We start from the raw sequence: 25,497 nt of genomic DNA, 5'->3' as shown, positions 1-25,497 counted from the left end.
CTGCTTATTTGGAATTCAGTTTAAACTTGGCGGCATGAGCCTCCGCCGCGCCGGATAAATTCATCGGATGCTCGCCAAAGGTGGAGGGGCCCGTGGTGGCTCCGCCCAGGATCAAATATCCGGGCCTCCAGACCAGGGAATAGGCATTGTCGCCTTTGATGCCGCCATTCGGATACACCCATTCCAGCTTGCCTGCGGAGTCGAAAGCTGCCGTGTAGATGTCCGTGGCTCCCTGGGAGACCAGCTTTTGTCCGGCCATCAGGGCGGTGGCAGAAAACTCCCCGGTCACAAAGGCCCGCCCGGTGCCGTCCGTGGCCACGCCCAGGCAATAATCCACGCCCGGACCCTGGACCACCCGGCACCATTGCGGCTTCCCTTCTGGGGAAAAATGAGCCAGAAAACCGTCGCTGTCTTTCGCACCCGTCGTTGCGAAAACCTCGATGCCAAAGGCGAGCTTCTCTTTGAACATGCCCGCTCCCCAGACGCGCCCCTGGGCATCCACGGTGATTTCATGAAAGCCCGCGCTTGGGGCTCCGGGAATGACAGAAGCCCAGACGGCCTCACCGTCCGGAGCGGTCTTCATCACCCAGGCGGCCTGCCCGGTGGGGGAGCCGAGTGCCACTTGGCCCGCCTGGCCCGCACCGCTGCCACTGCCGCCCACATAGATGTTGTCCTGCCCGTCCACGGCGATGCCATGACCGCTGCCGGAGAATTTACCAGAAGTGGTTTTGACCCACATCAAGGAACCCTGCGCATCATACTTGGCCCACCAGACGGCCCTGGATTTGCTGCCTGCATTGACCACCACGTCGCCAAACTTGCTCTCACCCACCAGGGCACCGGAGACCACGATATGGCCCTTGCTGTCCAGGGCGATGCCGTGCCCGTAGTCATAACCCGCACCACCGGCCGTGCGGATCCAGAGCAGGTCACCGTCCGGTCCGTACTTGGCCACAAAAATGTCATAATCACCGGCATTGGGCAGCACCTGGCCCAGGGCTTTGGCGTCTGTGCTTTGGTAATGGCCGGTTACGTAGGCATTGCCGGTGGGATCGGTCACCACGCCGTAACCGCGATCCACCAGGCTGCCTCCCAGGCTGCGCACCCACAGGAATTTGCCTTCGGGGGAAACCTTGGCCAGGAAGAAATCGGAAGTACCCAGAGCTTCCCGCTTCAGCTCGCCGAAGCTGCCCTCGCCGGTGGTCTCGCCAGCCAGGAAAACATTGCCCTCAGCATCCACATTGACGGCGCGGGTCTTGTCGTTTTTGACGCCTCCTCCGGCAGCCACCCATTCAAAGGCGGGTTCTGCTGCCTGCAAGGAGACAGCCAGGAACAAGGGAAGGGTGCAGCGGAGAAATGTCATGGGCGGATCATACGCAGACACCTGGCCGCCTTGTTACGACCAAGATGCGTATGAATGTGATGCCGCTCAAAACGGCCTCATTTCCCAACACGCCACAGGTGGCTTTCCGTGCGGATCAGGAAATCATTCTCCACCACGGCATAGGAGGCCAGGGAGCGCTCTTTCATGTCGTTCTTGGCCAGGATGCGAAAGCTCTTCCCCGGCTGCACCACCACGCCCAGGCCTTTTTCATCCTGGAGGTACAGCCTGCCGTCGGCATGCAGGATGGAGGCGCTGATGGGGCCGGTGCAGCGCTCCTGATAATGCACCGTGCCGGTCTTCACATCGGCACAGGTCAGCACGCCATTGTCCGCCACAAAGTACAGTTCATCTCCCACCACGACCATGCTGGGATTGTGCGGGACAAATTTCTCAATCTTCCAGGCGATGTGGGTATCCGTGACATCGCCCTTCCCGTCGGCGCGGATGGCCAGGGCGACAGGTTTGCCATAACCGGTGGTGACGTAGATCATGCCATGCGCATAAAGTGGGCGCGGTACGACGGAGTAGCCCTGGTCATAACGCGCCTTCCAGATTTCCTTGCCGGTCTGCGGGTCCAGCGCATTCACCACACCGCTGCCGGCGCTGATGAGCTGGCGCTGGCCGTTGACCTCGATCATCAGCGGCGTGCTGAAGGAGAACTTGTTCTTCGCCTCGCTGACGCGGGCAAATTTCCACACCTGCTTGCCGGTGGTCTTGTCCAGAGCGATGACGGACGGGTTCACATCGGCATCGGCATTGAAGATAAACAGCCCGCCTTCGATGACAGGGCTGCCGCCGTTGCCATGCACCGGATTGTACGCAAAGGCCTGCGTCTTCCACACCACGCTGCCGTCGGCGGCATTCAGGCAGGCGCTGCCCTGGTGGCCAAAGTGGACATACAGCTTGCCGTCCTCGTGCACGGGCGTGGGGCTGGCGTGGCTGTTCTTTTTGTGCACCTGGGGCGCATCTTTCGGCTGCACAAACACCTCCACATCCCACACCACTTTTCCATCGGCGGCCTGGAGGCAAAGGGTGCGCAGACTGCGATCCACTTCCGGTTTGTCCGTGCCGCCCGCAGCCACGGCGGAGGTCAGATAAATGCGGTCGCCCACCACCACCGGCGATGACCAGCCGATGCCCGGCACCGGAGCTTTCCACAGGATGTTCTTTTTGAAGTCCGGGTTCCACTCCGTGGGCAGGCCGGTGACGGCGGTCTGGCCCTGGCTGGAAGGTCCGCGAAATTCCGGCCAGTCTTCAGCCGATGCAAAGGTGGTAATGGCGAGGAGGGGAAACAAAAGGCGCATGGTGAAAAAAGGGATCAGCAGAAGGACGAACCGTGGCGCATAAACTTATCCAGAATTCACAAGGCGTCTGTTTTTCCAGCAAAAGCCAGACTCATTTTACTTCCCGGCTTGCCAAAATTCCGCAAATCCATTTGGATCATCGCAATGCTGAAGGCGGATCAAATTTTAGCTCGCTCCGATTGAAAAGACACTCAGCTCCGATGATTCTCGTCGGCATCGAAATTGATTAACACCATGACTGCTGCCGTTTGCCTGGAATGTGGACACATGAAAACCGGGGCGTGGACGACCTGCCCTGGTTGCCGCTATCTGCCGCAGAGCCTGGAGGACCGGGCGCGCCACCTTATCATCACGGATCATTACCTGAAGCCTGAAAAGCTGGAAGCTGTCTCGCGTGAGATTCAGGCGGGCAGGAAACCGCAGTTCTTGCCGGAGCAGGTCCAGGCGGTCATGGCCGAAATGGAACGCATCGAAAGCCATCCTGGAGTGCAGCAGCGACGGTTGATTCTCAAGCTCACCCCGTTTGTGTTTTTCGGCGGTCTTGTGATGTTGTTTGCGGTGGTCATCTGGCTGCTCATGCGCTCCTAGCGGCGGGCATTAGACGAAGAGTGTTTGCAGCCTGCCCGCACTGCACCGTAGTCTATGGGCCATGAACCGTGATGCCTCTCCAGCCCCCACCGAGACCCTGCATGGGCTGGTGGAGCGGGTGGTGTATCACACGGAGGAGACGGGTTATTGCATCCTGAAGGTCCTCCCCCAGGGGCGGCGCGAGGCGGTGAGCCTGATCGGCAAATCTCCGCGTGTGGTAGCGGGGGAGCAGTTTGAAGCCGTGGGCCGCTGGGAGGCCACGCGTGACTATGGGCAGCAGTTTAAAGCGGAGAAGCTGAAGCTGACGCGGCCGGACTCCCGCGAGGGCATCGAGAAGTATCTGGGCAGCGGGTTGATTGAAGGCATCGGCCCGGCGTATGCGAAGCGGCTGGTGAAGAAATTCGGCAAGGACATCTTCGAGATCATCGAGAACGAGTCGGCCAAGCTGGAGGGTGTGGAGGGCATCGGCAAAAAGCGGCGGCAGGAGATCCGCGAGTCGTGGATGAAGCAGAAGTCCGTGCACAACATCATGCTGTTTCTGCACCAGAACGGCATCAGCTCCTCGCGGGCGCTGCGCATCCACAAGACCTATGGGGATGAAGCGCTTTCGGTGCTGACGACGAACCCTTACCGGCTGGCGCAGGACATCCACGGCATCGGGTTTAAAACGGCGGACGGTATCGCGCATCAGATGGGTGTGGCGAAGGATGCGCCGGAGCGATTGCGGGCGGGGATCTTGCATGTGCTGGAGACGGCGGCCAGCAGCGGCCATTGCTGCGCGCCGGAGCGTTATGTGCTGGAGCAGACGGTGCAGCTTTTAGGCTGTGCGGAGGAACTGGTGCCAACGGAGGTGGAGGCGCTCATCGCGAGCACTTTGCTGGAGCGGCATGCGCTGCATGGAGCGGACTTTTTATACCTGCCGCATCTGCGCGCGGCGGAGCAGAGCATCGCCAGATCCATCCGCGAGCTCACCCGCCAGCCCGCGTCTTATCCGCCGATGGATGTGGACAAGCTGATGGCGCAGGCGGCGCTGGATACGGGCAAGGTGCTTGCGGATAGCCAGCAGCGGGCGGTCAAAGAGGCATTGAAAAATCGCTGTCTCATCATCACCGGCGGGCCCGGCGTGGGCAAAACGACCATTCTGCGGACGATCCTGGCCATCCTGGGTAAGCAGCAGGTGAAGCGGGTGCTGGCCGCGCCCACAGGCCGGGCGGCGAAGCGGCTGAACGAAAGCACGGGGCTGGAGGCGAAGACGTTGCATCGTTTGTTAGAATACCAGGGCACCGGCACCTGGGGAAGGCATCGGGGCAAGCCGCTGACGGGAGATCTTTTCGTGGTGGATGAATGCTCCATGCTGGATGCACCGCTGATGGCGCAGTTCCTCTCTGCGCTGCCGGAGGGCGCACATCTGCTGCTGGTGGGGGATGCGGACCAGCTTCCCTCCGTGGGGCCGGGCATGGTGCTGAATGACCTCATCGCCAGCGGCCAGGTGCCGTGCGTGCAGCTCACCGAGATCTTCCGCCAGGCTGCGACCAGCCGCATCATCACCAGTGCCCATGAGATGAACCGGGGCCGCGTTCCGGACCTGAAACCGCAGCGCGATGGCGATTTCTTTTTCCTGGAAACACAGTCACCGGAGGAAACCCGCGACCTTATCGTGCAACTGGCGCATCAACGGCTGCCGGCGAAGTACAAGTTTGATCCCATCCAGGACATCCAGGTGCTGACACCGATGAACCGTCACATCCTGGGCACCCGCAGCCTGAATGAGGCGCTGCAAGCTGCGCTGAATCCGCCCAGTGAGCTGAAGTATGAACTGGAGCGTTTTCAGACCACCTACCGCGTGGGCGACAAGGTCATCCAGACGCAAAACAACTATGACAAGGAAGTCTTCAATGGCGACATTGGCCACATTGTCAGCATCGAGACGGAGCCGCTGAAACTCTACGTGCGCTTTGAAAGCGAGCGCCTGATTGAATACGAACCGGGGGAGCTGGATGAGCTACAACTGGCCTACGCGCTGACCATTCATAAAAGCCAGGGCAGCGAATTTCCCTGTGTGATCATTCCGGTGAGCACCCAGCATTACGTTTTGCTGGAGCGCAGCCTCATTTACACGGCCATCACCCGGGCGCGAAAGCTGGTGGTGCTAGTCGGAGATCCGCGTGCGCTCAGCCTGGCGGTGGGCAGGCAGGAAAGCCGGAAAAGGTGGACGGGACTGACGGTCGCAATGGAATCATTCAGCGGCAGTCATCGGGCTGGCTTAAAAATCGCCGCCATTTAATATGTAGGACAAAAAGAGAAGTTACTTTTTGAATGCAACAAAAAGTACTTGGCACTTCACAATGCAGGCATGTTAAATCGCAACCATGACTCGTGAAAGGTATGCGTCATGTCAGAACAGATGCCCGGGCTGGCCCACTATCGTGCTTTGCACGATGCTGGCTGGCGGGTCCTGTTCTATGACGATGGGGCAGGTAACGGAAGACTATGCGCCCGCGACGCTCAAGCGGCTGCCGCTGGAGCAGCTCATGGATCTGGAAATCACCTCCGTCTCCCGGCGGCCGGAATCCATGCTCAAGGCGGCCAGTGCCATTGATGTCATTACGGATGAGGACATTCGCCGGTACGGGGCCACGAATCTGCCGGACACTCTGCGGCTGGCCACCGGGCTGCATGTGGCGCAGGTGACGGGGTCCAACTGGGCCATTACCTCCCGAGGTTTCAATTCGACGACGGCCAACAAGATGCAGGTGCTGATGGATGGCCGCAGCCTTTACACGCCGCTGTATGCCGGGGTGTTTTGGGACGTGCAACATACCTTCCTGCCGGACATCGAGCAGATCGAAGTCATCCGGGGCCCTGGGGCCACCCTGTGGGGGGCCAATGCGGTCAATGGCGTCATCAACATCCGCTCCAAACACGCCCGCGACACCCAGGGCTGGATGATGCAGGGCGGAACTGGCAATGAGGACCGGGGATTCGGCGGGGTGCGCTATGGCGGGAAGATCGGCGACAGCACCTATTACCGCGCCTATGTGACCACGCTAAACCGGGACAGCCTGAGCCAGGAGTTCAGCGGAACGGATTTGGAAGACGAATACAGTCTGACCAAGGGCGGTTTCAGGCTGGATTCGGCAATCTCCGATACAGATGAACTGACCTTCCAGGGGGATCTTTACACCGGGCGCTTCGGAGCCGGACTGGCGGATGACGTTGAGGTCGGCGGCGGCAATCTGATGCTCCGCTGGACGCGACATATTTCTTCTGAGGAAAGCCTTTCTATCCAGGCTTATTATGACCACACGCATCGGGAGCTTCCTGGCGTGTTGGGGGAGACCCGCAAAACTTATGACCTGGAGTTCCAGCACAATTTTAAGCTCAGTCCGCGTCAGGATTTCGTCTGGGGACTCAATCTGCGGTCCTCGCATGATGACATCACCGACCAAGGTCCCGGATCGGCTTTTATACCGGCCAGTGAGGTGCTTTATCTATACAGCGGCTTTTTACAGGATGAAATCCACCTGATGCCGGATGTGCTGACGCTGACTTTGGGGTCCAAGTTTGAATACAACACCTTCAGCGGTTTTGAATACCAGCCCAGCATCCGCTTTGCCTTTACCCCCACGAACACGCAGACTTTTTGGGGGGCGGTTTCACGGGCGGTGCGTACGCCGTCACGTATTGACCAGGATTATCTCATCCCCAATCCGGATTTCGCCACGCCTTTATTGCTCAGCAATCGTGATTTTGAATCTGAAGTGACGATTGCCTACGAACTCGGTTACCGCGCTAAATGGCGTTCTAATCTCACCACTGACCTGGCACTCTTCTATAATGATCACGATAATGTACGAAGCCTGGAGCCAGTAGGCGCGGCCGCGTTTCCTATTATTTTAGCCAACGGTGTCGAGGGGGAGTCTTATGGAGCCGAACTGGATGTGAAGTGGCAGCCTGCTGCTTGGTGGCGGATCAACGTGGGCTATACGCTGATGCAAACGTATCTGCGTCGCAGTCCCGGCAGCAGGGACGCCAATGGGGGTGCCGGGGAGCGCAATGATCCTAACCACATCCTCGTGGCCCGCTCCTCCATGGACCTGCCGGGGAACCTGGAACTGGATGTCACCTTCCGGCATGTGGACGAGCTGGCCCAGGCGACACTGTCCGATACACCGTCCTATTCCACCTTTGACCTGCGGCTGGGCTGGCAGGCGACGAAGGACCTGGAGCTGGCCATCGTGGGGCGGAATCTGCTGGACGAAGCGCATCCGGAATTTCGGCGGGTCCCGACCCGTGAAGTGGGTCGCAGTGTTTATCTCATGGCCACATGGACCTTTTAACCCGTAAAACCGCCCAACGAGGATGGACTGCAGCAGTGCTGGCGCTGCTGCTCCTGCTGCTGCCGGGCGTGCCCAAGGTCACGGCCGAGGCCCAGATCAACAACCGGGAATACTCGCTGAAAGCGGTGTTCTTGTACAATTTCTGCCAGTTCATTGACTGGCCGCCCCAGTCTTTCACGACTGACAAGACCCCCTTTGTCATCGGCGTGCTGGGCAGCAACCCTTTCGGCTCGCTCCTGAGCGAGACCGTTGAGGGAGAGATGGTGCGCGGACGCGGCATCCGTCTGGAATACTACAAGAGCCCTGCGGAAGCACGAAACTGCCACCTCCTGTTCATCAGCGACGCGGAGCTGGCGCGCCATCCCGGCGTCTTCACCACTCTTAACGGCCACAGCGTCGTGACCGTCGGCGAAAGTGACACTTTTTTAGACAAAGGCGGCATGATCGCCCTGACCTCGGAGCAAAATAAGATCCGGGTGCGCATATTTCTACAGCCAGTCAGCGCGGCCAAAGTGGAAATTAGCTCCAAATTGCTTCGCATAGCCGATATAAGACGCTGACACATGATTGCCCTCCGCAATGCACCCATCAAACGCAAGTTGATGGTGGTCCTTCTTTTGACCACCAGTCTCGCGCTTGTCCTGATGGGTGGGGCGGTGATGGCCTACGAGGCGCTGACTTTCAGCTCGGCCCTGACAAACAATACCAGTGTGCTGGCCAGGGTGATCGGCTCCATCAGCACCAGCTCCCTGGCTTTTGCAGACCAGGAGGATGCCACGGAGGTGCTCAGCGTGCTTTCTGCCGAGCCGCAGATCACCGCTGCGGCCATCTATGACAGCCAGGGAAAACTGTTTGCCCAGTATCCCAGCATGGCGGGCCTGCGGGCCATACCCGCCGAGCCCGGGGCGGATGGCAGCGCCTTTGGTGCGGCCCACCTCATCATGTTCCAGCCCATTATGGAAAAGAACAAGCGCCTGGGCACCATCTACCTGCGGGCCGACCTCAGCGAGATGTATTCCCGGCTGTTCGCCTATGGCGGCCTGGTGCTCATTGCCTGCGTGGGGGCCATCATCGGCTCCCTGGCGGTCTCCACCACCCTGCAGCGGCTCATCACCCGGCCCATCGGCCTGCTGGCCAAAACGGCCCGTGCGGTCTCCGAGCGGCAGGATTATTCCGTCCGCGCCACGCAGTACGGCAGTGATGAAATCGGCGAGCTGACAGATGCCTTCAATCAGATGCTCACGCGCATTGATGAGGCCAGCTCCGCCCTGGCGGACAGTGAGGAGCGCCTGCGGCTGGCCCTGGAAGGATCTGAAACGGGTACCTGGGACTGGAATCTGGCCACCAACCAGATGACCTGGGATGACTACATGTTTCCGCTTTATGGCATTCAAAAAACGGACTGGGACGGCTCGCCCCAGGGTTTTTTCTCGTTGATCCATGGAGATGACCGTTTTGAAGTGGAGCGGCAGTTTAAACAGGCCATCGTCAGCCAGAAAGACATCCACGTGGCCTTCCGCATTTGCGGTCCCAATGAAGAAATCCGGCACATGGCCAGCCGCGGCCGCGTCTTCCAGGATCTGCACGGGAAGCCGGTCCGCATGAGCGGCGTCAGCATGGACGTCACCCAGGCCAAGCAGACGGAGGTGGCCCTGCAAAATGCCAAAAACAACGCCGAGGCGGCCAACCGTGCCAAAGATGAGTTTCTGGCCATCCTCAGTCATGAACTGCGCACGCCGCTCTCCCCCGTGCTGGCCACGCTGGCCCTGCTGGAGGAGGACAAAACCACGCCTGCAGCCCTGCAGCCGGACTTGGAAATGATCCGCCGCAATGTGGAGGTGGAGGCGCGGATCATTGATGATCTGCTGGATGTCACCCGCATCGCCCGGGGCAAGCTGGAACTGCATTCGCAGACGGTGGACCTGCGACCGCTGCTGATCCATGCGGTGAACAATTACCTGCGTGACCCTGCCGCAGCGAAAGGCGTGAGGGTGAACCTGGAGAATGAACCTGACTTTCCGTGGATCCATGCGGATGCCGCCCGAATCACCCAGGTGCTGTGGAACCTGCTGCAAAACGCCTGCAAATTCACCCCGGAAAATGGCAGCATCACCATCCGCGCTTACAATGAGAAACCGGCCGCTGACCCGGCCGCCCAGCCGCACCTGGTCATCCAGGTGACCGATACGGGCATCGGCATTGATCCGGAAATCCTGCCACGCATTTTTGATGCCTTTGAGCAGGGGGAGCGCTCCCGCACACGCCGCTTCGGCGGTCTGGGGCTGGGCCTGGCCATCAGCCGGGCCATCATTGGCATGCACGGCGGCACCCTCACCGCCAGCAGTGGCGGAAAGGATCTCGGCGCCACCTTTACCATCCGCCTGCCCACCCAGGCAGAGCCCTCCACCCGCAGTTTGCTCCCACCGGTCAAGCCTGACCAACAGCCCGCGCCCCAGGCGTCCACGCGCATCCTTCTGGTGGAAGACCATGAGGACAGCGCCCAGCAGATGGCGCGTCTGCTCAGGCGTGCCGGTCATCAGGTCACCTGCGCCACCACCCTTGCAGAAGGGCTGGAAAAAGGCCTGGCGGGCGGCTTCGATCTCCTGATCAGCGATCTCGGCCTGCCGGATGGCAGCGGGCATGAACTCATGGAGCAGCTCGCCGCCCGGCGTCCGCTGCCAGCCATCGCCCTCAGCGGCTACGGCATGGAGGAAGACATTAAAAAAAGCCTGGTGGCAGGCTTCGCACGCCATCTGACCAAACCCGTCAACTGGCCGGAACTGAAAGCGGCGATCCAGACGCTCACCCAGACGGACGAAGTCTGAGAGAGTTTTTCCTCCCCGCCACCCCAAGGAATTTTCTCATTTTTGCGGAAACGCACTTCAATCCCAAGATTAAGCGTGCAGCCGCGTTTTATTCCACGAAGGGAGCAGAAGGCTGTCCTTGAGTTTCCCGCAATTTCCCCCATTGTTCCACTGCTATGAAAGGCATCCTCGTTCTCATTCTCGCCGCTGCTGTTGGTTATGCGGCCTATCAATATGTGTATCCGCAGATTGCAGATGCAATGAAGTTTGAGAAGCACAAGCCCCAGGAGGAAGTCGTGGAAGCACCCAAGCCGGAGCCTAAAAAGGAAGTGGCAGTCGTGGCCCCGCCGAAGCCGGTGATGGAAGAGCCTAAACCGGTCATGGAGGCACCCAAGCCCGCACCGATGGTGGAGGCTCCGGCCCCGGCGCCTGTCATGCCCAAGGAAGGGGAGTTCGTGCCGCCTGTCTTTGATCCGATTGATGTGGCCACTCAAAACTGGACCAACATTCCCAAGAGCGCCTTTCCACGCCAGGTCATCCTGAAAAAGGACCTCAACCTGCAAATGAAGATCGGCAATTCCACCGCTTCCACCCAGGTGAAGGCAGGCGGCTCCATCTTCGCCGTCGGCCAGGAGGGAAATGAAATCCTCGTCTCCCCCACCGACACCTCCCCCATGCGCGGCAAAGTGGGTATGGACGACACCAACCTGAAGGAAGTCCTCACGGAAATCTATGACAAATGGAAGGTCGCCCGCGTGGAGACTCTCCGCCGTGCGCATGAATTTAAACTCGCCGCCGCTGAGCGCGCCAAGAACGCACCGCCACCGACGAAAGGCGCCACCGCCAGCGTCAGCGCCAGCAATGACAAGCCTGCCCGCGACAAAGACGGCACCTATCCTCTGCTGCTGGCCAGCATGAACTCCGGTCAGGTCACCGAGATCAAACCCGAAGCCATCAAGGAATGGGGCGAGCCCCAAAATACGGACGGCGTGTGGACCGTCATCGTGAAATACGAAACGCAGACCATGTTCGGCAAATTTGACACCGAAGCCCAAGCCCAGATCAAGAACGGCCGTGTCGAAAAATGGATCTACACCGGCTCCGGCGAAGAAGTGCCCTGATGCGGGGATTGGGAGAGCTTCGTGCGATCAAAGATTCTGCCCTGCGTGCAGCGACGGTGCTCCGGACGGCGGATAAGCACATGACAGAAACATCCATTTTTAGTTTTTAACATTAGTGTCTTAGTGAGCATTAATGGTTTTAAAAAGATCTTTCCAATTAACACCAATACCCGGCAATAAACACGAACAGTCCTGGGTCTCCGGCCATCACCGCCACTCATGCCTCGGATAGCGTCCTCTTAGCTGCGTGCGCACGGCTGGGTAACCTTCCTTCCAAAAGCGGCCAATGTCACCGGTGGTCTGGATGGGGCGCTGGGCGGGGGAGAGGAGGTGAACAGTCACCGTCACGCGGCCGCCGGCCACCTTCGGATTCTCGTTCACATCATACATCTGCTGCAGCACCACGCTGACGCTGGGCGGCTGCTTTTCATCATAGACGATGCGGGCGGTCTTGCCGTTTTTCAGGTTCAGCCGCTCAGGGGCATAGCGGTCCAGCAGATCCCGCTGCGCATGACTCAGCCACTGGTGCAGGGCCGGGAAGACATCCTTGTCCTTGAGCTGGCGGTAGGCGGTGGCGCCGTGGCACACCTGCTCGATGATGATGCGGCGGTCCTCCTCTGTGATGGGCGGGATCTCGAGGTCAGGCATCCATTTGGCCAGGCAGTTCACCCGGGTGATCCACTGCTCCACACGCTCGTTCCACAGCGTCAGCGTCAGCCGTCCGGCGATGACCTCATCTGCCAGCAGAGTGGCGGCGGTATTGTGATCCGGCTCGCCCTTTTCACGACTGCTCAGCACCAGGCTGCGAAAGCGCACCTCCTCCAGGTTCATCACCCGGCGGTTCACCGCATCATACTGCGCCCGCTTGCCCACGGTGAAGTCATCCGGGAACATCTCACGCAGCCAGTCCTCCTCCACTTTGGTCACGAGGTTGAGCTGCACCGTCAGCGCCTTTCCCTGCACCTCCGTGATCTCCGCCGCCACAAGCAGGCGCGGCGGTTTGATGTGGGCATCCTTGGCCAGGTTTCCACTGTAGCCACCGGCTACGCGGTAGATGCGGCTGCCGCCGCTGGTCTCCACACCCAGGTGGTCGCTGAAGGCGGCTAACAAAGTTTTCGCCAAAGATTCTGCCTCGGCCACCTCGTCATTGATGACCAGGCCGGCCCGCTGGGCCAGGCGTAAAAACTGGTCATAGCTGCGTGCGGCCTCGCGCGAGGCCATCGCGTGGACATTCAGGGGAATGCAGGCCTGCGGATCGAAGTTCATGGCCTCCGCGCGGATGAAGGCACGCAGCAGCGCCTGAAACTCCGTCAGGTCGCCCGGCTCCCAAAAGTCCTCGTTTTTATGCGAGGCATTGTTCTTGCCCACCATCAGGATGTCCCGCCCCTGGGCGATGGCCGCGCAGAGGGCAGCCTCCCTTACACAGCCGTTTTCAGAGGCGGCTAACAACATGCGTGAAAAACGCGGGTGTGTGGGAAAGGCGGACATTTTCAGTCCTGTGGGGGTCAGCCGCCCCTGCGAAATGGCTCCCAGGTCATGCAGCAGACCCTCCGCCCGTGCCAGGGCTGCCTCCGCCGGTTTCTCAAACCATTCAATCTCCAGCCTGGCCTTGGCCGAGGCCACATGCAGGGCCAGGAGCGCCTCGCCTAACTCCAAGCGTTGAATTTCCGGGGCTTCGCTTTCCGCGCGATGAATGTGCTCCCGCTCAGGCCATAGCCGCAGCGCGATGCCAGGGCCCAGACGACCTGCACGCCCCGCCCGCTGCTCGGCACTCGCGCGGCTGATCTTCTGAATGGTCAGCGTATTGATGCCACGGCGCGGATCATAACTGGCGATGCGTGCCAGCCCTGCATCCACCACGGCGCGCACGCCTTCGATGGTGAGGGAGGTTTCCGCCACGTTGGTGCTGACGATGATCTTCGGCTGCTCCCCGGGCGTTACCGCCGCATCCTGGTCCTGCGGGGAAAGTTCACCATGGAGCGCCACAATGCGGCGGCCTTTGGCAAAACTGCGACCCTGCATCGTCATCATCGTCTTGCGGATCTCAAACGCACCGGGCATGAAAACCAGGATGTCGCCGCTGCTTCCCAGCTCGGCAGCGAGAGCTTCGCAGGCGCGTGCGGCCTGCTCCCAAACGGGCTCCAGCTCATTCGTCCGTACGTTTTTGTTAGGTGACTGATAACGCACCGTCACCGGGAAGGTGCGGCCTTTGGATTCCAGCAGCTCCACCGGCTGCATGAATTCCGTCAGCGGCCCCGGGGTCAGTGTGGCGGACATGACAATGATCTTCAGGTCCGGCCGGCGCGCCCGTTGCAGGGCGATGGCCCAAGCCAGCACCAGATCACCATCCAGATGCCGTTCGTGAAATTCATCAATGACGATGCAGCCCACCTTGGACAGTTCCGGGTCCTCCATCAGCAGCCGCAGCATCACGCCTTCGGTCACATAGATGAGCCGCGTGTCACGGGAGGTCACATTATCAAACCGCACCTGATAGCCCACCTCGCCGCCCAGCCGGGCATTGCGCTCCCGCGCCACCCGCTGTGCCAGCATGCGCGCGGCGATGCGGCGCGGCTGGAGCACGATGCAGCGCTGGCCTTCCTTGAGAATGCCCGCATCCAGGACAAACTGCGGCACCTGCGTGGACTTGCCTGAACCCGTCGGGGCCTTGATCAGCAGGTTCGGAACCTTCGGGTCATGCAGGCACGAAACGACGGCATCACGGATTTCAAAAATAGGCAGGGCAGGGGCGGACATGGGGCACGTACGGAGCGAAACAAAAAGCGATGAGAAGACATTAAACGATCTGCAGGTCTGCCGCCGCCGTCTTTAAAACACCCTCAGCCGAGGACTGCTTTACATACGCCAGCCCCACAAAAACCTCTTTGACGGGATGCCAGGCGGCACTGGTGATGCGACCCACTTCCTTGCCTTCTTCATTCACGATGACCTCACCCACAGCCAGGCTAGTTTCACTGCTCCAGGCGATGAGCTGGCGCGGCATCTTGCCCGTGGTTTTGATGCGTGAAAGGATCTCCTGGCCGATGTAGCAACCCTTGGTATAGCTCATCGCCGTGTCTTCCAAACCGGCCTCCTGGGGGAAGGTGTCCGCATTCAGCTCATGGGGAAAGGCAGGCACCTTTTGCAGGATGCGCAGTGTCTCTGCCTCTTCAGCGGAAAGAGTGCTCAGCGAGGAAACATCCGTGCCCGCTGGCAGCCACACATCCGTGCCCGGCAGACCAAAGCGCAGGTCATTCGCCAGCGCATGTCCGCCCTCCGGCGGCTGCTGGCTGCCCAGCAGGTGCCAGAGCTGCCAGTCATCCGTCACATCCTCCAGCACTGCATCATCCGCGATGATGTACTTCTCCAGCCTCAGGCCCAGGCTTTCGCGCAGGCTGGCATCGGCATCCAGCAGCAGGCTTTCCCCATCCGGCGCGGCATGAATAAAAATGTCCGCTTCAATCTTGCCCTTCAAATTGGTCACACAGGCATACAGCGCCGCATTGTCTTTGGCCATGCGTACATCATTGGTCACCTGGCCGTTCAGGTAGCGGATGCGGTCACCACCGGACAGCCGCCATTTGGCCCGGCTGGAAAGGTTCACGCAGGCCCCGATGGTGGTCACAGTATTGTAAAGATTAGCAATCATGGTTAGGCAGAAATTTTGCCGATGATGGAGAAATCCTGGTCGCCTTGCCCAGCTTCCACACCGCTGCGCATCGCCTCCGTCGTGCAGTCCAGCGCGGGTGTAGGCAGGCTGGCCTGGGCCGCCAGATCCCGCGCGAAGTCCGCATCCTTCAGCATGTTGCGCAGGGAAAAATGCGCCTCAAAATCCTCCTTGATGATGGTCGGCAGCTTCATGCCGATGAGGGGGGAATAGTTCGCATTGTTTTCCAGCGCCGTCAGCAGATGGGGCAGGGGAATGCCCTGGCTGTGGGTGATGGCCGCCGCTTCCGCCACCGCCTTCACCGTGACAGCCGTGACCAGGTTGGTGACGATCTTCAGCACCATCGCATCGCCCACCTCACCCAGCGGCAGGATCTTGGTGGAGGAGACTTCCAGGATGGGGCGCACCCGCTCCAGCACCTCCGCAGAGCCGCCAACGTAATACACCAGCTTCGCATTCTGCGCCGCCATCTTGCTGCCGGTAAAAGGCGCATCCAGAAAGGCGGCTCCGCTCTGCTGGCAGAGGGCGGCCGCCTCCAGCGTCGCCTCCTTGCTCACGGTCGCGTGGTTGATGACCACATGCTCCGCAGTCAGTGCTGGCTGCATGTCGCGCACCGCCTGAATCAGCGCTTCCCCATCACGCACAAAGATCTGGATCACCTTCGCCACGCTAGCCACGGCCTGCGGGCTGGGCTGCGCCCCAGCCACCTCGCGGGCCGTGTGGCTCCAGACATGCACGTCGTGCCCTGCCTGGCGCAGGTTTTCAGCCACGCGGCTGCCGATGATGCCCAGTCCGAGAATGCCGATGGAAGTAGGTTGGCTCATAATGTGACCCCGATGCTGCGCCCGGATTCGGCGGACTGCAAGTAGGAGTGACTGAATCACTCTCGCCTGGCTTAACGGTCAGCCATTGAAACGTCCAGTATCTTTACGTGGCGGTCAGCGAAGTCCTCCCAATAACGGATTGCATAGCGGCCACAGATGTGGACATCAAGTGCCCGGCCCGTACCATCGGGTTCTTTGAAATCAGAATACTGAGAGGGCCAGGAATTGATTTGCACAAAACTGTCTCTCAACTTTTTTCGATCTTTGGAGGGCAGTCTCTCGAGAAATATTAACACCTCGTAAGCGATGAGAAGACAGTATTCGTTCATGAATCCAGCATCGCAAGTTTTGCATCAAGCTGGTCAAGCGTCAGCCATTTTTCGGGCGTCTGGTCATCAATCCTCCGGGCCATTTCCTGGCGGTGTCCGGGCATCTGCTCATCACGAAGACTCACCAGGTATCCGATCAGCTTGCGCTGGCTTTCGGTATCCAGTTGGGCGGCTTCATGCATCAAGGTGGTGAGGCTCATGATGCATGCAAGTTAGCCCAATTTGGAGTGCTGGCAAGTCTCCAAAAACCTGCTCACCCCAGCGCCACAGCCAGTGTCTCGCTGTTGCCGGGTTTGGCGGGCAGCGCTTCCAGAATCTTGTGGGCACCGGTTTCCGGATGGCTGATGCGGACGCTGTATTTCCCCTCGCTGAAGACATGCGGCTGGAACTCGGAGGTGGCGAGGCGCAAGGCATAGACGAGGCTGCCCTCGGCATCCAAAACTTCGACCAGGGGTTTTTCAGCCCCGGTGATGGTGAGCTTGGGCAGGTGGGCGGCGGGCTTGCGGCCGTACTGCTCAAGCTGGCGGCTGAGGACGGGCCAGGTGTCAAACTGGGCGGCACCGGGCTGGCCGAAGTCGATGCCAAAGGGCCAGCACTCGCAGAGGATGGTGCGATCCTTTTTGTTAAACCGAACCATGCCAAAGCCGGAGGCCTTGTCTGTGCAGTTGCCCATGGCATCCTTGCGCGGCTCCAGTACGCCGTTTTTCACAGCGAGCACGGTCATGGGATGGCCGAAGTGGTCGGTGAAGTCTCCGGTGAGGCCCTGTCCGGGCTTGCTGGCATGCACCTGTTCATTGGGCTCCCACCAGCGCTGGTAGCCCACATTGACGGCAGGCCCGGCAAAGCCGACCCCGGCATCGCGGTGCTCATCAATGCCGTAATGAACCAAGCCGGGCAGATGCTGGTCCCCGGCGATGTGGTAGGCGAAGGATTTGCGGATGGCCTTCAGGGCGGCATTGCGGGCGGTCTGCGGCCAGCCGTTCTGGTCATAGTCAATGCGCAGCACTTCGCGCTCGCCGCCGTGGGTGGTGGCCATGCCGGTGAAGATGGTCTGGGAAAGCACGGCCTTCATTTCCGCGTCCTTCCAGTCGTGTGCCCACTCTTCCAGAAACTGGAGCTGTCTGGCCCCGAGCAGCTCCAGGCCGGGGAGGTCGGCGGATTTGGGATCGAACGCCGGATTGATGACGTGGTCGGCGCGGCTGTCGGTGGGAGGCACATTGCCCTCCGGTGCGGATTTGAACTGGCGGTCGGCCAGGATGGCAAAGCTGATGCCGCCATAAGTCATGGCTCCGTAATAGTTGGTTATACCCTGCTGGCTGGGATCCGGGTCATAGGCGGCAGGATGGTGCGCGGTCTGGGTGCGGTGGACGACATTGACCCATTCCGGATTCATCTGGTAGCCGCCGGCCTCCTGGCTCTGGGTCTGGGGGGCACCATTTCTTCCCCACAGATTTCCCTGATACACATCATGGTCATCCGGCAGGGAGACGCTGGGGCGGTCGCGGGTCAGATCGCGCCAGGTCCAGCCATGGAAGTACCACTTGCGCAGGTAGTCCAGAATGGCGGGTTGCAGGGGCTCACGCTGCACGCCGTAACCGGCGGTGCTTTCATAAAACTGGTCGCCGACAAAGGCCATGAAGTCCGGGTTTAGCTTCGCCACGCTGTCCACATACGGCGCATTCGGGAAAGCCGTGTGGATGTTGCAGGAGATGTCGGCGATGCTGAAGACCTCCTGCGAAACAGGATTGGCGCGGATGGTGCCTGGGTAATGATGCACGGTCTGGCCGCTTTTGGACTTCAAGGTATAAGCCAGGCGGTAAGGGACGTCCTGGTCATCCTGCCAGCCGGGAATTTCAAAGGTGGCCGTGCGGGCCTGGGGATGGATGGGGGCAGTGGCCACCGCTTTCCAGTCTGCACCGGAAGCCTTGGTCTCAATCACCACCTCCTGCACATCATCAGCGCCCAGCGGCGGCATCTGCGCGCTCATTTTCATCACCCGATGGCTGAGCGTGTAATGATTGAAGAGGATGGGGCCAAAACGGTGGTCTTCATTCGCGACGACCTTGCTGCCCTTCACCGTCCAGTGGCTGAACCAAAACTGGCCGAGGCCCGGTCCTGGGCCACCGCCCTTTTTCTTCGCAGCAGCACGCGGCCCGGTCTCCGGGCCGAAGTTGCAGCCGATGGCCAGGTTGCCAATGAGCTGGAGCGGGCGGACGTCGTTGCGCTTCAGTTCGCCCAGCATCTTGCCTCCTGCGGCATCGCGCACGGTGAGGGTGAGGGCGTAGTTTGCCCCCGCAGGCTGCACTTGCAGCTCCAGCTCCACGGCCTCGGCTTCACCCAAAGCCACGGCCTCTTTTTCAGCCTGGCGGGAGTCGCCAAAGAACAGGCCGCCTGCGGCGGTGAAGCCGACGTCCCAGCCGCTGCTGAAGGCGAGGTTGTTGCGGTAATCGCGCAGCTCCGGGTGGTCCCGCAAAGTGCCAAGGATGCCGATTTTAAAACCCGCGCTGCCCTTGCCATCACCAGCCAGTGACCCACCGCCCACGCGGCCGATGCGGACCTTCATGTGCAGATCACCGCTGTGGTCGCCAAGCTGGCGGGTCAGCACATGAACATTGCGGTTGGCCTTGGCCTCGATGCATTCGGCGCGGCCATCCTTCACCTGCCAGTCCTGCATGGGATTGGCCCAATAGTCCGCGCCCAGCCACACACGGTCCAGATCATTCTCCCAGCGGCTGGCGAACTCCGGTGCAGGCGCGGGTGAGGCTTGCTGGCCTTTCAGGTGAGGTGCGATCAAGGCCCCGGCGGTGAGTGTGGCGGAATCGGCGAGCAGTTTTCTGCGGGTCAGGGTCGTGGAGGGCATGGCGCTTGAAAACGTGGCTGAAGGGCTGCTCTTTCACTTTCAAAACCACCTCCAGGCAACTCAACGGAAGAGCTGTCGGGTATACTGCGTTTGTCCTTTTTGCCTTATTCGATTCATGAAGTTGCTTCCCCTGTGCCTCCTCCTCGCCCTCACTTTTTCTTCTGCATCCGCCCGCTCTTTAAAGGTGGATCCTGTGACGGGGGATGACACCCAGGATGGCGTGGCTGCGGCGGTGAAGACCATCGCCCGCGCGGTCAGTCTGGCGCAGCCTGGGGATACGGTGGACCTGGCCCCGGCCACGTATTATGAATCGGTGAACCTGGGCAGCAAACACGGCCTGCCCGGCCAGCCCATCACGGTGGATGGGCATGGGGCCGTCATTGATGGCAGCGACCCGATCATTGCGGCCGAATGGGAAGCTCTGGGCGGCGGCCTGTTCCGCAAAACAGGAGTGATGCCGGGCACCAACCGTAGCTACCTGGGCCGCTGGTACTTCCTGTGGAACGGCCGCATGAACCGCATGGGCCGCACCTCCAAAGGCCCCAGCGCCACGTTCAAAAAGGTGGATGAACTGCTGGCGGATGAATGGACCTATGTGGAGGCGGAGGATGCTTTTTACCTGAAGCTGCCCGAGGGCCAGAAGCTTGATGAGGCTAGCATCCGCTGTCCCATTCGCGCCAATGGTGTGAGCCTGAGCCGCACGGGGGCGCATCTGGTCATTCGCAACCTGACGTGCACGCATGTGTATAATGACGGCTTCAACGTCCATGGCGACCAGGTGGATACGGTGTTTGAAAACATCGCCGCCATTGATTGTGGCGACGATGGCTTCAGCGCCCATGAGACGGGGGAATGCCGCATAGACGGCTTCACCAGCATGGGCAATTCCACTGGGCTTTGTGACATCGGCTCCAGCGTGACCCATTACAAGAATGTCTTCATCAGCGGCTGCCATGGGCATGACATCTTCTTCATCGGGGATACGGCGCACAGCATGGAGAATGTACTTGTGGAAAGCAGCGCGGCCTCCGCTGTCACCATCGGCCAGGGGACCCTCAGGCCGGAGCTGGCCCCCTGTGTGGTGACCTTTAAAAACGTGCTCTGCCGCCGCGCGCCAGGCCTGCCGGGGGCGCTGAAGGTGAATGCCAACAGCCAGCTGGATGTGCAGCAATGCACCTTCATCGGCCTGCAGACGCAGGTGCTGGGAACGGGCAGGCTTGGCCTAACGGAAAGTGTGATTTGTGATGTGGATTCGCCCCTGCCCGGAGCGGATGCTGCGGGGCTGGAGAAGCTGAGGCGGTAGCCTGGCTACACCCGGCGCAGCTTGTACGGGTAGGCTTTGTCAGCATTCCATTGGCAGCCGTAGAGGTCGCCGACGTCATCCACGCAGACGTCGTGTACATTGCGGAAGACAGGCTGGTCCTGAAGGAGCAGCTTCACCTGGTCGCCCTCGTATTCGGGCGCATGGCCACCAGGGGCGGAGATGACGCGGTTGTCCTTGTCCAGGATGATGATGAACCCCCGGTCACGCCACATGCGGTAGTCGCCCGGTTTCATGCCAAAGCAGACGCCGGAGAGGAGCAGATCACCCGCGATGACGGGCCGGCTCATGAAAGCGCCGGGAAGATAAACGGAGCGTACGTATTCTCCCTGGAGGGTGAACCAGTGGAACTCATTGCGCACGCGCTCCGTGCAGAGCACCAGCGGCTCCGGGCCACGGTGGTCAATGGTGACGCCATGGGCCTGCATGAACTTGCCGGGGTTCATGGCCTGGGTGCTGACACCGCCAAACTTGCGGATGAACTTCCCCTGCGCATCGAACTGGAGGATGAACTGGGAGCCGTAGCCGTCCGCCACAAAGACATCGCCATTCGGACCGGCGGCGGCCTCGGTGGGGGCATACTTCATGGCTTCATCATAGGCCCCGCAGTCGCGGGCATGGGGCAGGGTCAGCAGCACTTCGCCTTGCAGGGTGGTCTTCACCACACGGGCACCGCCGGAGTCGCATAACCAAAGGGATTCCTTGCCGTCGCGTGCGTCCAGGGTCAGCCCGTGACCGGCTTTCATCTTGAGGGTCCAGGCATCCAGCACCTGGCCGTCTTTGCTGAAGATGAGGATGTTGTTGCGGGCCTCATTGGTGATCATGATGAGGCGCTGCTGGGAGTCCATTGCCATCTCATGGCAGTCCTTCACCGGGTGGGTCTCCCGCCTGGCCTTGCACCATTCCAGGTCCACCTGATAACGGTGGGTGCCATGGCCGATGATGCTGCCTTGGAGGGAGGTCTTGCTCTGTGACCTAACAAAAGGTGCGGTAAAAGTGGTGGCGGCTGCAGCCAGGAGGGTTCGGCGGTTCATGGTCGGTCAGGTAAAACTGTGCGGGCGGTGAGGAACTATCGGCAAAGCTGCGGTAATCACTTCCTCACGATGACCTGGCCGTTTTCATAGTGCAGCAAATGACCGGAGAGTCCGCGCAGTGTCTGCTTGGAAAGCGCCAGCTCAATGCTGCCGATGGTGTGGCGTGTGTGGGCGGGCACGGTATGCAGGGAGATCCAGTCCAGCTGCCACCAAGCGCTGCCCGCCTGGCTGCCCTCCCGGCAGCGGAGGTAGTCCAGAGCCAGCAGCTCCCCTGGATGCGCCGGTCCTTCCTCCTCCTGCCTGGACTGAAGGAAGTCGGCAAAGCTTTGGGAATAGTAGAAGCCGCAGGGATGGCGATGAAGCTGCATGGCTCGTCCAATGAAGCGGGTCAGTCTTTGTCCGGCAGCACATCCACGGCCACTTTCAACCGCTGCTCACCGGCCCCGGTGGTGACGCCGCGCAGGGGGCTGACATCAGCGAAGTCGCGCCCCCAGGCGACGGTGATGTGCCGCTCGGAGGGCAGCACATCGTTGGTGGGATCGGCATCCATCCAGCCGCAGACCTCACCGCAATAGACGGAAACCCAGGCGTGGGAGGCATCCGCCCCGACCAGTTTTACCACACCGGGGGGAGGCACGGTCTCCAGATAACCGCTGACGTAACGGGCGGGCAGGCCCAGGGAGCGCAGGCAGGCGATCATGACCTGGGCGAAGTCCTGGCAGACGCCCCGGCGCTGCTTGAGCACCTTTTCCACCGGAGTGGCGGCATCAGTGGCCTTGGGGTCGAAAACGAAATCCCGGTGGATGCGGCGGTTCAGGTCGCAGACGCCTTGGAGGATGGGGCGGCCGGGGAGAAAGGACGGGCGGGCATAGTCCGCATAGGGTACGCCGACCGGAATCAGTGTGGAGGCAAACGTCAGCTCACCGGCAGGCGTGGCGGGATTATAAACATCGCTGCGGCAGGAGTCGCGGATGGTTTCCCAAGGCGGAGTGGAGGCGGGGTCAAAGGGCTGCGCACGGATGACTTCCACGAGGCTGCGGGCGATGACTTCCAGCTTTTGATGGGAGCCTTCGATCTCGAAATAGACGTTGGTGTTGCCAAAGTAATCTGACCTTTCGGCGCGTTCTATGGGCGATGGAAAGATGGTCAGCTCATGCCACGGACACTCCTGAAAGGGCAGGGTGCGAGGCTCCAGCCGGGCCATGTAGTGGCCCACCGTGACCGGGCTCTCGTATTTGTACGTGGTGCGATGGATGATGTTGTAACGCACAGGAAAAAGGGGCGGTTGTCGGCAGTGGGTTGCGCCAGCCTGGGCTATTCAGTACGGCGGATGGCGTGGCTGAAGTAGTGCTCGGTGATCAGGTCGGACAGCCTTTCAAGACCGTCCGTGAGGGTGTCGCAAAGGGTGGTGACGGTGGCGGGAAGCTGGGTGCTGCTGCGGGCGAGTGAGACGAGGTTCAGCGAGCCGAGGGTGGAAAGGAGCACATCCGTCTGCTGCTTTTCCCGCATGCCGCCATCGGGGCTGCGGTCAATGGGGAGCTGGGTGGCCTGACGGCCCAGAACCATGAGCTGGTGGGCCACGGAGCGCGGGTTGCTGTCATTGAGCAGCAGCAGGTCCAGCACCGGGGCCAGGACGGGGCGGGCGAAGTGGAGCCGCCGGTAGGTCATGGCGCTGTCGCAGATTTCCAGCAACGGAGTGAGGATGCTGTCATCGTGCTCTGTCTGGGCCAGGGTGCCTTTCAGCAGTGTCAGGATGATGGTTGCACGCTCCAGCCGGCGGCCGATCTCCAGGAAGCGCCAGCCGTGGCCGCGGGTCATGTTTTCATGCTGCATGCCGCTGATCGCGGCCAGGTCCAGCACCAGGGTGTCCAGGCAGCTTTGAGCGGCGGAAAAACTGAAGGGGCCGGCCGGGGCGCGGGCATCCCGGTCAATGCGATTAAACAGACGCCACATGTCATCCGAGAGACGGTCGCGGGCTGCGGAGGCATTGAATCGCAGACGGCTGAGCAGGCCGGGCACGCTGCCTTCGCGCTTGGGGTCCTGCATGATGGCCTGCAGATGCTCGCGCAGGCTGGTGGCCTCTTTGGGTACCAGACCAATGTCCACCATCAGGGACAGGCAGCTCTGAGCCTCGTGGCTTTCCACCTGGCCGCGCTCGCTGGTGAGCCGCTGCATGAGCACACGGGTGGTGCGCACGGTGAGCTCCAGCCGCTCGGCATAACGGCCTAACCAAAAGAGATGATCAGCCGCACGGCTGGGCACGCCGCTGGGCGGGCGGGCGGGGCGGATGACCAGAGGCTGCTGGTTCATGTGGCCGTAGCGGGTGTCCTCCGTGCCGTCTCCCAGCACCCACGTGTCCTTGCTGATGCCGCCGCTGCGCATGGTGACCAGCCAGCGCTGTGCCTCCGGGCTGACGCGGGACAGGCCGCCGGGCATGGTGGCAAAATGGTCTCCCTGGGCGATGGCGAAGGCGCGCCAGACGAGGGAGCGCGGCTCCATGCGGGTGCCCGTCCAGGTGGGGGTGGTGGAAAGGCTCAGCACCTCCTGCGCGACGAAGGCATGCGGCGTGGCGCGGATGTTGTCCAGCAGGCGGGCCTTGGCCTCCTTGTCCAGGTCCCGGATGAAGACGGGATCTCGCGCACCTCTCACAAAGGCGGGCTTGATGACCCAGCGGTCAGGATCCGCCAGCACCATGCCCAGCTCCCGCTTCTGACCGCACCACCAGGTGGGCACGCAGGGGAGCTTTAATTCTTCCCCCAGGAGATGGCGGCACAGGCCGGGCATGAAGGGATGCAGCGCAGGCGTTTCAATGAGTCCGGTGCCCAGGCCATTGGCCAGGGCGAGGTTGCCGCTGCGCCAGGCCTCCATGAGACCCGGGGTGCCGAGCAGCGAGCCGGAGTTCAGCTCCAGCGGATCGCAGAAAACATCATCCACATGCCGCACCATCACTTCCAGGCGGCGCAGGCCTTCCAACGTTTTGAGCTGGGCATGGCGGTCGCGCACGGTCAGGTCCGCGCCTTCCACCAGGGGAAAGCCGAGGTAACGGGCCTGGAAGGCATGCTCAAAGTAGGTCTCATTGTACGGGCCGGGTGTCAGCATCAGGATGCCGGCATCGCCATGGCGGTGCTTGGGGGCCAGGGAGCGCAGCATCTCCCGCTTCATCTCGAAGTAGTTGGCCAGGCGGCGGACGCGGGAGGCATTGAACTCCTCCGCATATACATTGGACATGACGATGCGGTTTTCCAGCGTGTAACCCTGGCCGCTGGGCGCCTGGGCGCGGTCCGCCAGCACCCGCCAAAAGCCGCCCGCATCCCGCACCAGGTCACAACCGAGCGAAAAGATGAATTTCCCCCCCGGAGGATTCACGCCCATGACGGGCCGCAAAAAACCGGGATTGGCATGGACGATGCCCGGCGGCAGAAGGCCGTCGCGGACGAGGTGCTGCGGGCCATAAAGGTCCATCAGGATGGCATTGAGGAGGCGGCCTCGCTGGTCCAGTCCCTCCTGCACCTGCCGCCAGTCCTGCTCCGCCACGATGAAGGGCAGCAGGTCCAGCATCCAGGGGCGGCTGGCCCCCTGGGCATCGTCATAAATGTTATAAGTAGCTCCATGATCCACCAGCAGGCGCTGGATGGTCTCGGCGCGTTGTTTGAAGTCGGCCTCGGAGCACTGGGCCAGAAAACTGCCAAAGGTCTTCCAATGCGCCCGCAGCCCGCCGTTGGGCAGGACCATTTCATCAAACACACCCGGCACCGGCCGGTAGTTCAGCAGGCAGGCCTCCAGGGCAGGGGCCGGCCCCGCCGACGATGGGGACGGAAGGGGCTCACTGGGGACGGACGATGGGTGGGGCATTAGGCGGGTTATTCCTTCATCGCCACGCTGGCGGGATCAAGCAAGGAAACAGATTCAGTGCCAAAGGGG

Annotated in this window: 18 protein-coding genes; 7 read left to right on the top strand and 11 right to left on the bottom strand. The window is 61.1% G+C overall.

The genetic code is table 11. The features are described from left to right. Positions 1-4: 4 nt before the first annotated feature. Together WJU23_RS15455 and WJU23_RS15450 are read right to left on the bottom strand one after the other, a co-directional pair. Positions 5-1,363 (bottom strand): SBBP repeat-containing protein, encoded by a 1,359-nt coding sequence (locus WJU23_RS15455; RefSeq protein ID WP_346333503.1) that lies wholly within the window; start codon positions 1,361-1,363, stop codon positions 5-7. A gap of 77 nt (positions 1,364-1,440) precedes the next feature. Continuing rightward, the gene (locus WJU23_RS15450) at positions 1,441-2,688 is read right to left on the bottom strand and encodes a PQQ-binding-like beta-propeller repeat protein (protein ID WP_346333502.1); all 1,248 of its coding nucleotides are present in this window, start codon (positions 2,686-2,688) and stop codon (positions 1,441-1,443) included. A 234-nt stretch (positions 2,689-2,922) separates the two neighbouring features. On the opposite strand from WJU23_RS15450, the gene WJU23_RS15445 reads away from it, so the two are divergent. The 6 genes from WJU23_RS15445 (at position 2,923) to WJU23_RS15420 (ending at position 11,541) form a co-directional block, all read left to right on the top strand. Next, positions 2,923-3,276, top strand: a complete 354-nt coding sequence (locus tag WJU23_RS15445; RefSeq protein ID WP_346333501.1) for a hypothetical protein — start codon at positions 2,923-2,925, stop codon at positions 3,274-3,276. A gap of 61 nt (positions 3,277-3,337) precedes the next feature. Beyond that, positions 3,338-5,560 carry an ATP-dependent RecD-like DNA helicase gene (locus tag WJU23_RS15440; protein WP_346333500.1) on the top strand — a complete coding sequence of 741 codons (2,223 nt, stop codon included), beginning with the start codon at positions 3,338-3,340 and terminating at the stop codon, positions 5,558-5,560. A gap of 142 nt (positions 5,561-5,702) precedes the next feature. Beyond that, positions 5,703-7,616 (top strand): TonB-dependent receptor, encoded by a 1,914-nt coding sequence (locus WJU23_RS15435; RefSeq protein WP_346333499.1) that lies wholly within the window; start codon positions 5,703-5,705, stop codon positions 7,614-7,616. Further along, positions 7,604-8,176: a YfiR family protein gene (locus WJU23_RS15430; RefSeq protein WP_346333498.1), complete on the top strand. Its 573-nt coding sequence runs from the start codon at positions 7,604-7,606 to the stop codon at positions 8,174-8,176. Before WJU23_RS15435 ends, WJU23_RS15430 begins: the two co-directional genes overlap by 13 nt. 3 nt (positions 8,177-8,179) lie before the next feature. Beyond that, on the top strand, positions 8,180-10,441 hold the full coding sequence (locus tag WJU23_RS15425) for an ATP-binding protein (RefSeq protein WP_346333497.1): 2,262 nt from the start codon (positions 8,180-8,182) through the stop codon (positions 10,439-10,441). A gap of 155 nt (positions 10,442-10,596) precedes the next feature. Continuing rightward, positions 10,597-11,541: a hypothetical protein gene (locus WJU23_RS15420; protein WP_346333496.1), complete on the top strand. Its 945-nt coding sequence runs from the start codon at positions 10,597-10,599 to the stop codon at positions 11,539-11,541. Between the two features lie 207 nt (positions 11,542-11,748). Here the strand turns inward: WJU23_RS15420 and hrpB are convergent, their stop codons facing one another. The 5 genes from hrpB to WJU23_RS15395 all read right to left on the bottom strand — a co-directional run bounded on the left by hrpB (position 11,749) and on the right by WJU23_RS15395 (position 19,221). Then, positions 11,749-14,298 (bottom strand): ATP-dependent helicase HrpB, encoded by a 2,550-nt coding sequence (hrpB, locus tag WJU23_RS15415; RefSeq protein WP_346333495.1) that lies wholly within the window; start codon positions 14,296-14,298, stop codon positions 11,749-11,751. A gap of 40 nt (positions 14,299-14,338) precedes the next feature. Continuing rightward, the gene (locus tag WJU23_RS15410; RefSeq protein ID WP_346333494.1) at positions 14,339-15,190 is read right to left on the bottom strand and encodes a hypothetical protein; all 852 of its coding nucleotides are present in this window, start codon (positions 15,188-15,190) and stop codon (positions 14,339-14,341) included. Positions 15,191-15,192: 2 nt separating this feature from the next. Next, positions 15,193-16,032: an NAD(P)-dependent oxidoreductase gene (locus WJU23_RS15405; RefSeq protein WP_346333493.1), complete on the bottom strand. Its 840-nt coding sequence runs from the start codon at positions 16,030-16,032 to the stop codon at positions 15,193-15,195. 325 nt (positions 16,033-16,357) lie between these two features. Then, complete coding sequence (locus WJU23_RS15400; RefSeq protein WP_346333492.1) at positions 16,358-16,561, bottom strand: hypothetical protein; 204 nt, start codon at positions 16,559-16,561, stop codon at positions 16,358-16,360. 53 nt (positions 16,562-16,614) lie between these two features. Further along, a complete protein-coding gene (locus tag WJU23_RS15395; RefSeq protein ID WP_346333491.1) occupies positions 16,615-19,221 on the bottom strand; it encodes an alkaline phosphatase D family protein in 2,607 nt (868 codons plus the stop codon). 115 nt (positions 19,222-19,336) lie between these two features. On the opposite strand from WJU23_RS15395, the gene WJU23_RS15390 reads away from it, so the two are divergent. After that, positions 19,337-20,524, top strand: a complete 1,188-nt coding sequence (locus WJU23_RS15390) for a hypothetical protein (protein WP_346333490.1) — start codon at positions 19,337-19,339, stop codon at positions 20,522-20,524. 5 nt (positions 20,525-20,529) lie between these two features. On the opposite strand, the gene WJU23_RS15385 is transcribed toward WJU23_RS15390, so the two are convergent. From WJU23_RS15385 to WJU23_RS15370, 4 genes are read right to left on the bottom strand one after another with little or no spacing between them, the layout of a single operon-like run. Next, positions 20,530-21,576, bottom strand: coding sequence for a 6-bladed beta-propeller (locus WJU23_RS15385; RefSeq protein WP_346333489.1), 1,047 nt, complete (start codon positions 21,574-21,576; stop codon positions 20,530-20,532). Between the two features lie 56 nt (positions 21,577-21,632). Next, positions 21,633-21,944 carry a hypothetical protein gene (locus tag WJU23_RS15380; protein ID WP_346333488.1) on the bottom strand — a complete coding sequence of 104 codons (312 nt, stop codon included), beginning with the start codon at positions 21,942-21,944 and terminating at the stop codon, positions 21,633-21,635. 20 nt (positions 21,945-21,964) lie between these two features. Beyond that, positions 21,965-22,846: a transglutaminase family protein gene (locus WJU23_RS15375; RefSeq protein WP_346333487.1), complete on the bottom strand. Its 882-nt coding sequence runs from the start codon at positions 22,844-22,846 to the stop codon at positions 21,965-21,967. A gap of 44 nt (positions 22,847-22,890) precedes the next feature. After that, entirely contained in the window at positions 22,891-25,428 is a 2,538-nt protein-coding gene (locus WJU23_RS15370; RefSeq protein ID WP_346333486.1) for a circularly permuted type 2 ATP-grasp protein, read from the bottom strand. Positions 25,429-25,497 lie beyond the last annotated feature (69 nt).

It is taken from the genome of Prosthecobacter sp. SYSU 5D2, from assembly GCF_039655865.1.
Taxonomy (GTDB): Bacteria; Verrucomicrobiota; Verrucomicrobiia; order Verrucomicrobiales; family Verrucomicrobiaceae; genus Prosthecobacter.
Note: the sequence above shows the minus strand (reverse complement) of the source record. Positions and strands in the feature narration are given on the sequence as shown.

Coding starts and splice junctions, on each gene's coding strand:
- WJU23_RS15405 (WP_346333493.1), bottom strand. CDS start 16,032: ATGAGCCAACCTACTTCCATCGGCATTCTCGGACTGGGCATCATCGGC.
- WJU23_RS15400 (WP_346333492.1), bottom strand. CDS start 16,561: ATGAGCCTCACCACCTTGATGCATGAAGCCGCCCAACTGGATACCGAA.
- WJU23_RS15430 (WP_346333498.1), top strand. CDS start 7,604: ATGGACCTTTTAACCCGTAAAACCGCCCAACGAGGATGGACTGCAGCA.
- WJU23_RS15455 (WP_346333503.1), bottom strand. CDS start 1,363: ATGACATTTCTCCGCTGCACCCTTCCCTTGTTCCTGGCTGTCTCCTTG.
- WJU23_RS15445 (WP_346333501.1), top strand. CDS start 2,923: ATGACTGCTGCCGTTTGCCTGGAATGTGGACACATGAAAACCGGGGCG.
- WJU23_RS15380 (WP_346333488.1), bottom strand. CDS start 21,944: ATGCAGCTTCATCGCCATCCCTGCGGCTTCTACTATTCCCAAAGCTTT.
- WJU23_RS15410 (WP_346333494.1), bottom strand. CDS start 15,190: ATGATTGCTAATCTTTACAATACTGTGACCACCATCGGGGCCTGCGTG.
- hrpB (WP_346333495.1), bottom strand. CDS start 14,298: ATGTCCGCCCCTGCCCTGCCTATTTTTGAAATCCGTGATGCCGTCGTT.
- WJU23_RS15425 (WP_346333497.1), top strand. CDS start 8,180: ATGATTGCCCTCCGCAATGCACCCATCAAACGCAAGTTGATGGTGGTC.
- WJU23_RS15385 (WP_346333489.1), bottom strand. CDS start 21,576: ATGAACCGCCGAACCCTCCTGGCTGCAGCCGCCACCACTTTTACCGCA.
- WJU23_RS15450 (WP_346333502.1), bottom strand. CDS start 2,688: ATGCGCCTTTTGTTTCCCCTCCTCGCCATTACCACCTTTGCATCGGCT.
- WJU23_RS15420 (WP_346333496.1), top strand. CDS start 10,597: ATGAAAGGCATCCTCGTTCTCATTCTCGCCGCTGCTGTTGGTTATGCG.
- WJU23_RS15390 (WP_346333490.1), top strand. CDS start 19,337: ATGAAGTTGCTTCCCCTGTGCCTCCTCCTCGCCCTCACTTTTTCTTCT.
- WJU23_RS15440 (WP_346333500.1), top strand. CDS start 3,338: ATGAACCGTGATGCCTCTCCAGCCCCCACCGAGACCCTGCATGGGCTG.
- WJU23_RS15395 (WP_346333491.1), bottom strand. CDS start 19,221: ATGCCCTCCACGACCCTGACCCGCAGAAAACTGCTCGCCGATTCCGCC.
- WJU23_RS15370 (WP_346333486.1), bottom strand. CDS start 25,428: ATGCCCCACCCATCGTCCGTCCCCAGTGAGCCCCTTCCGTCCCCATCG.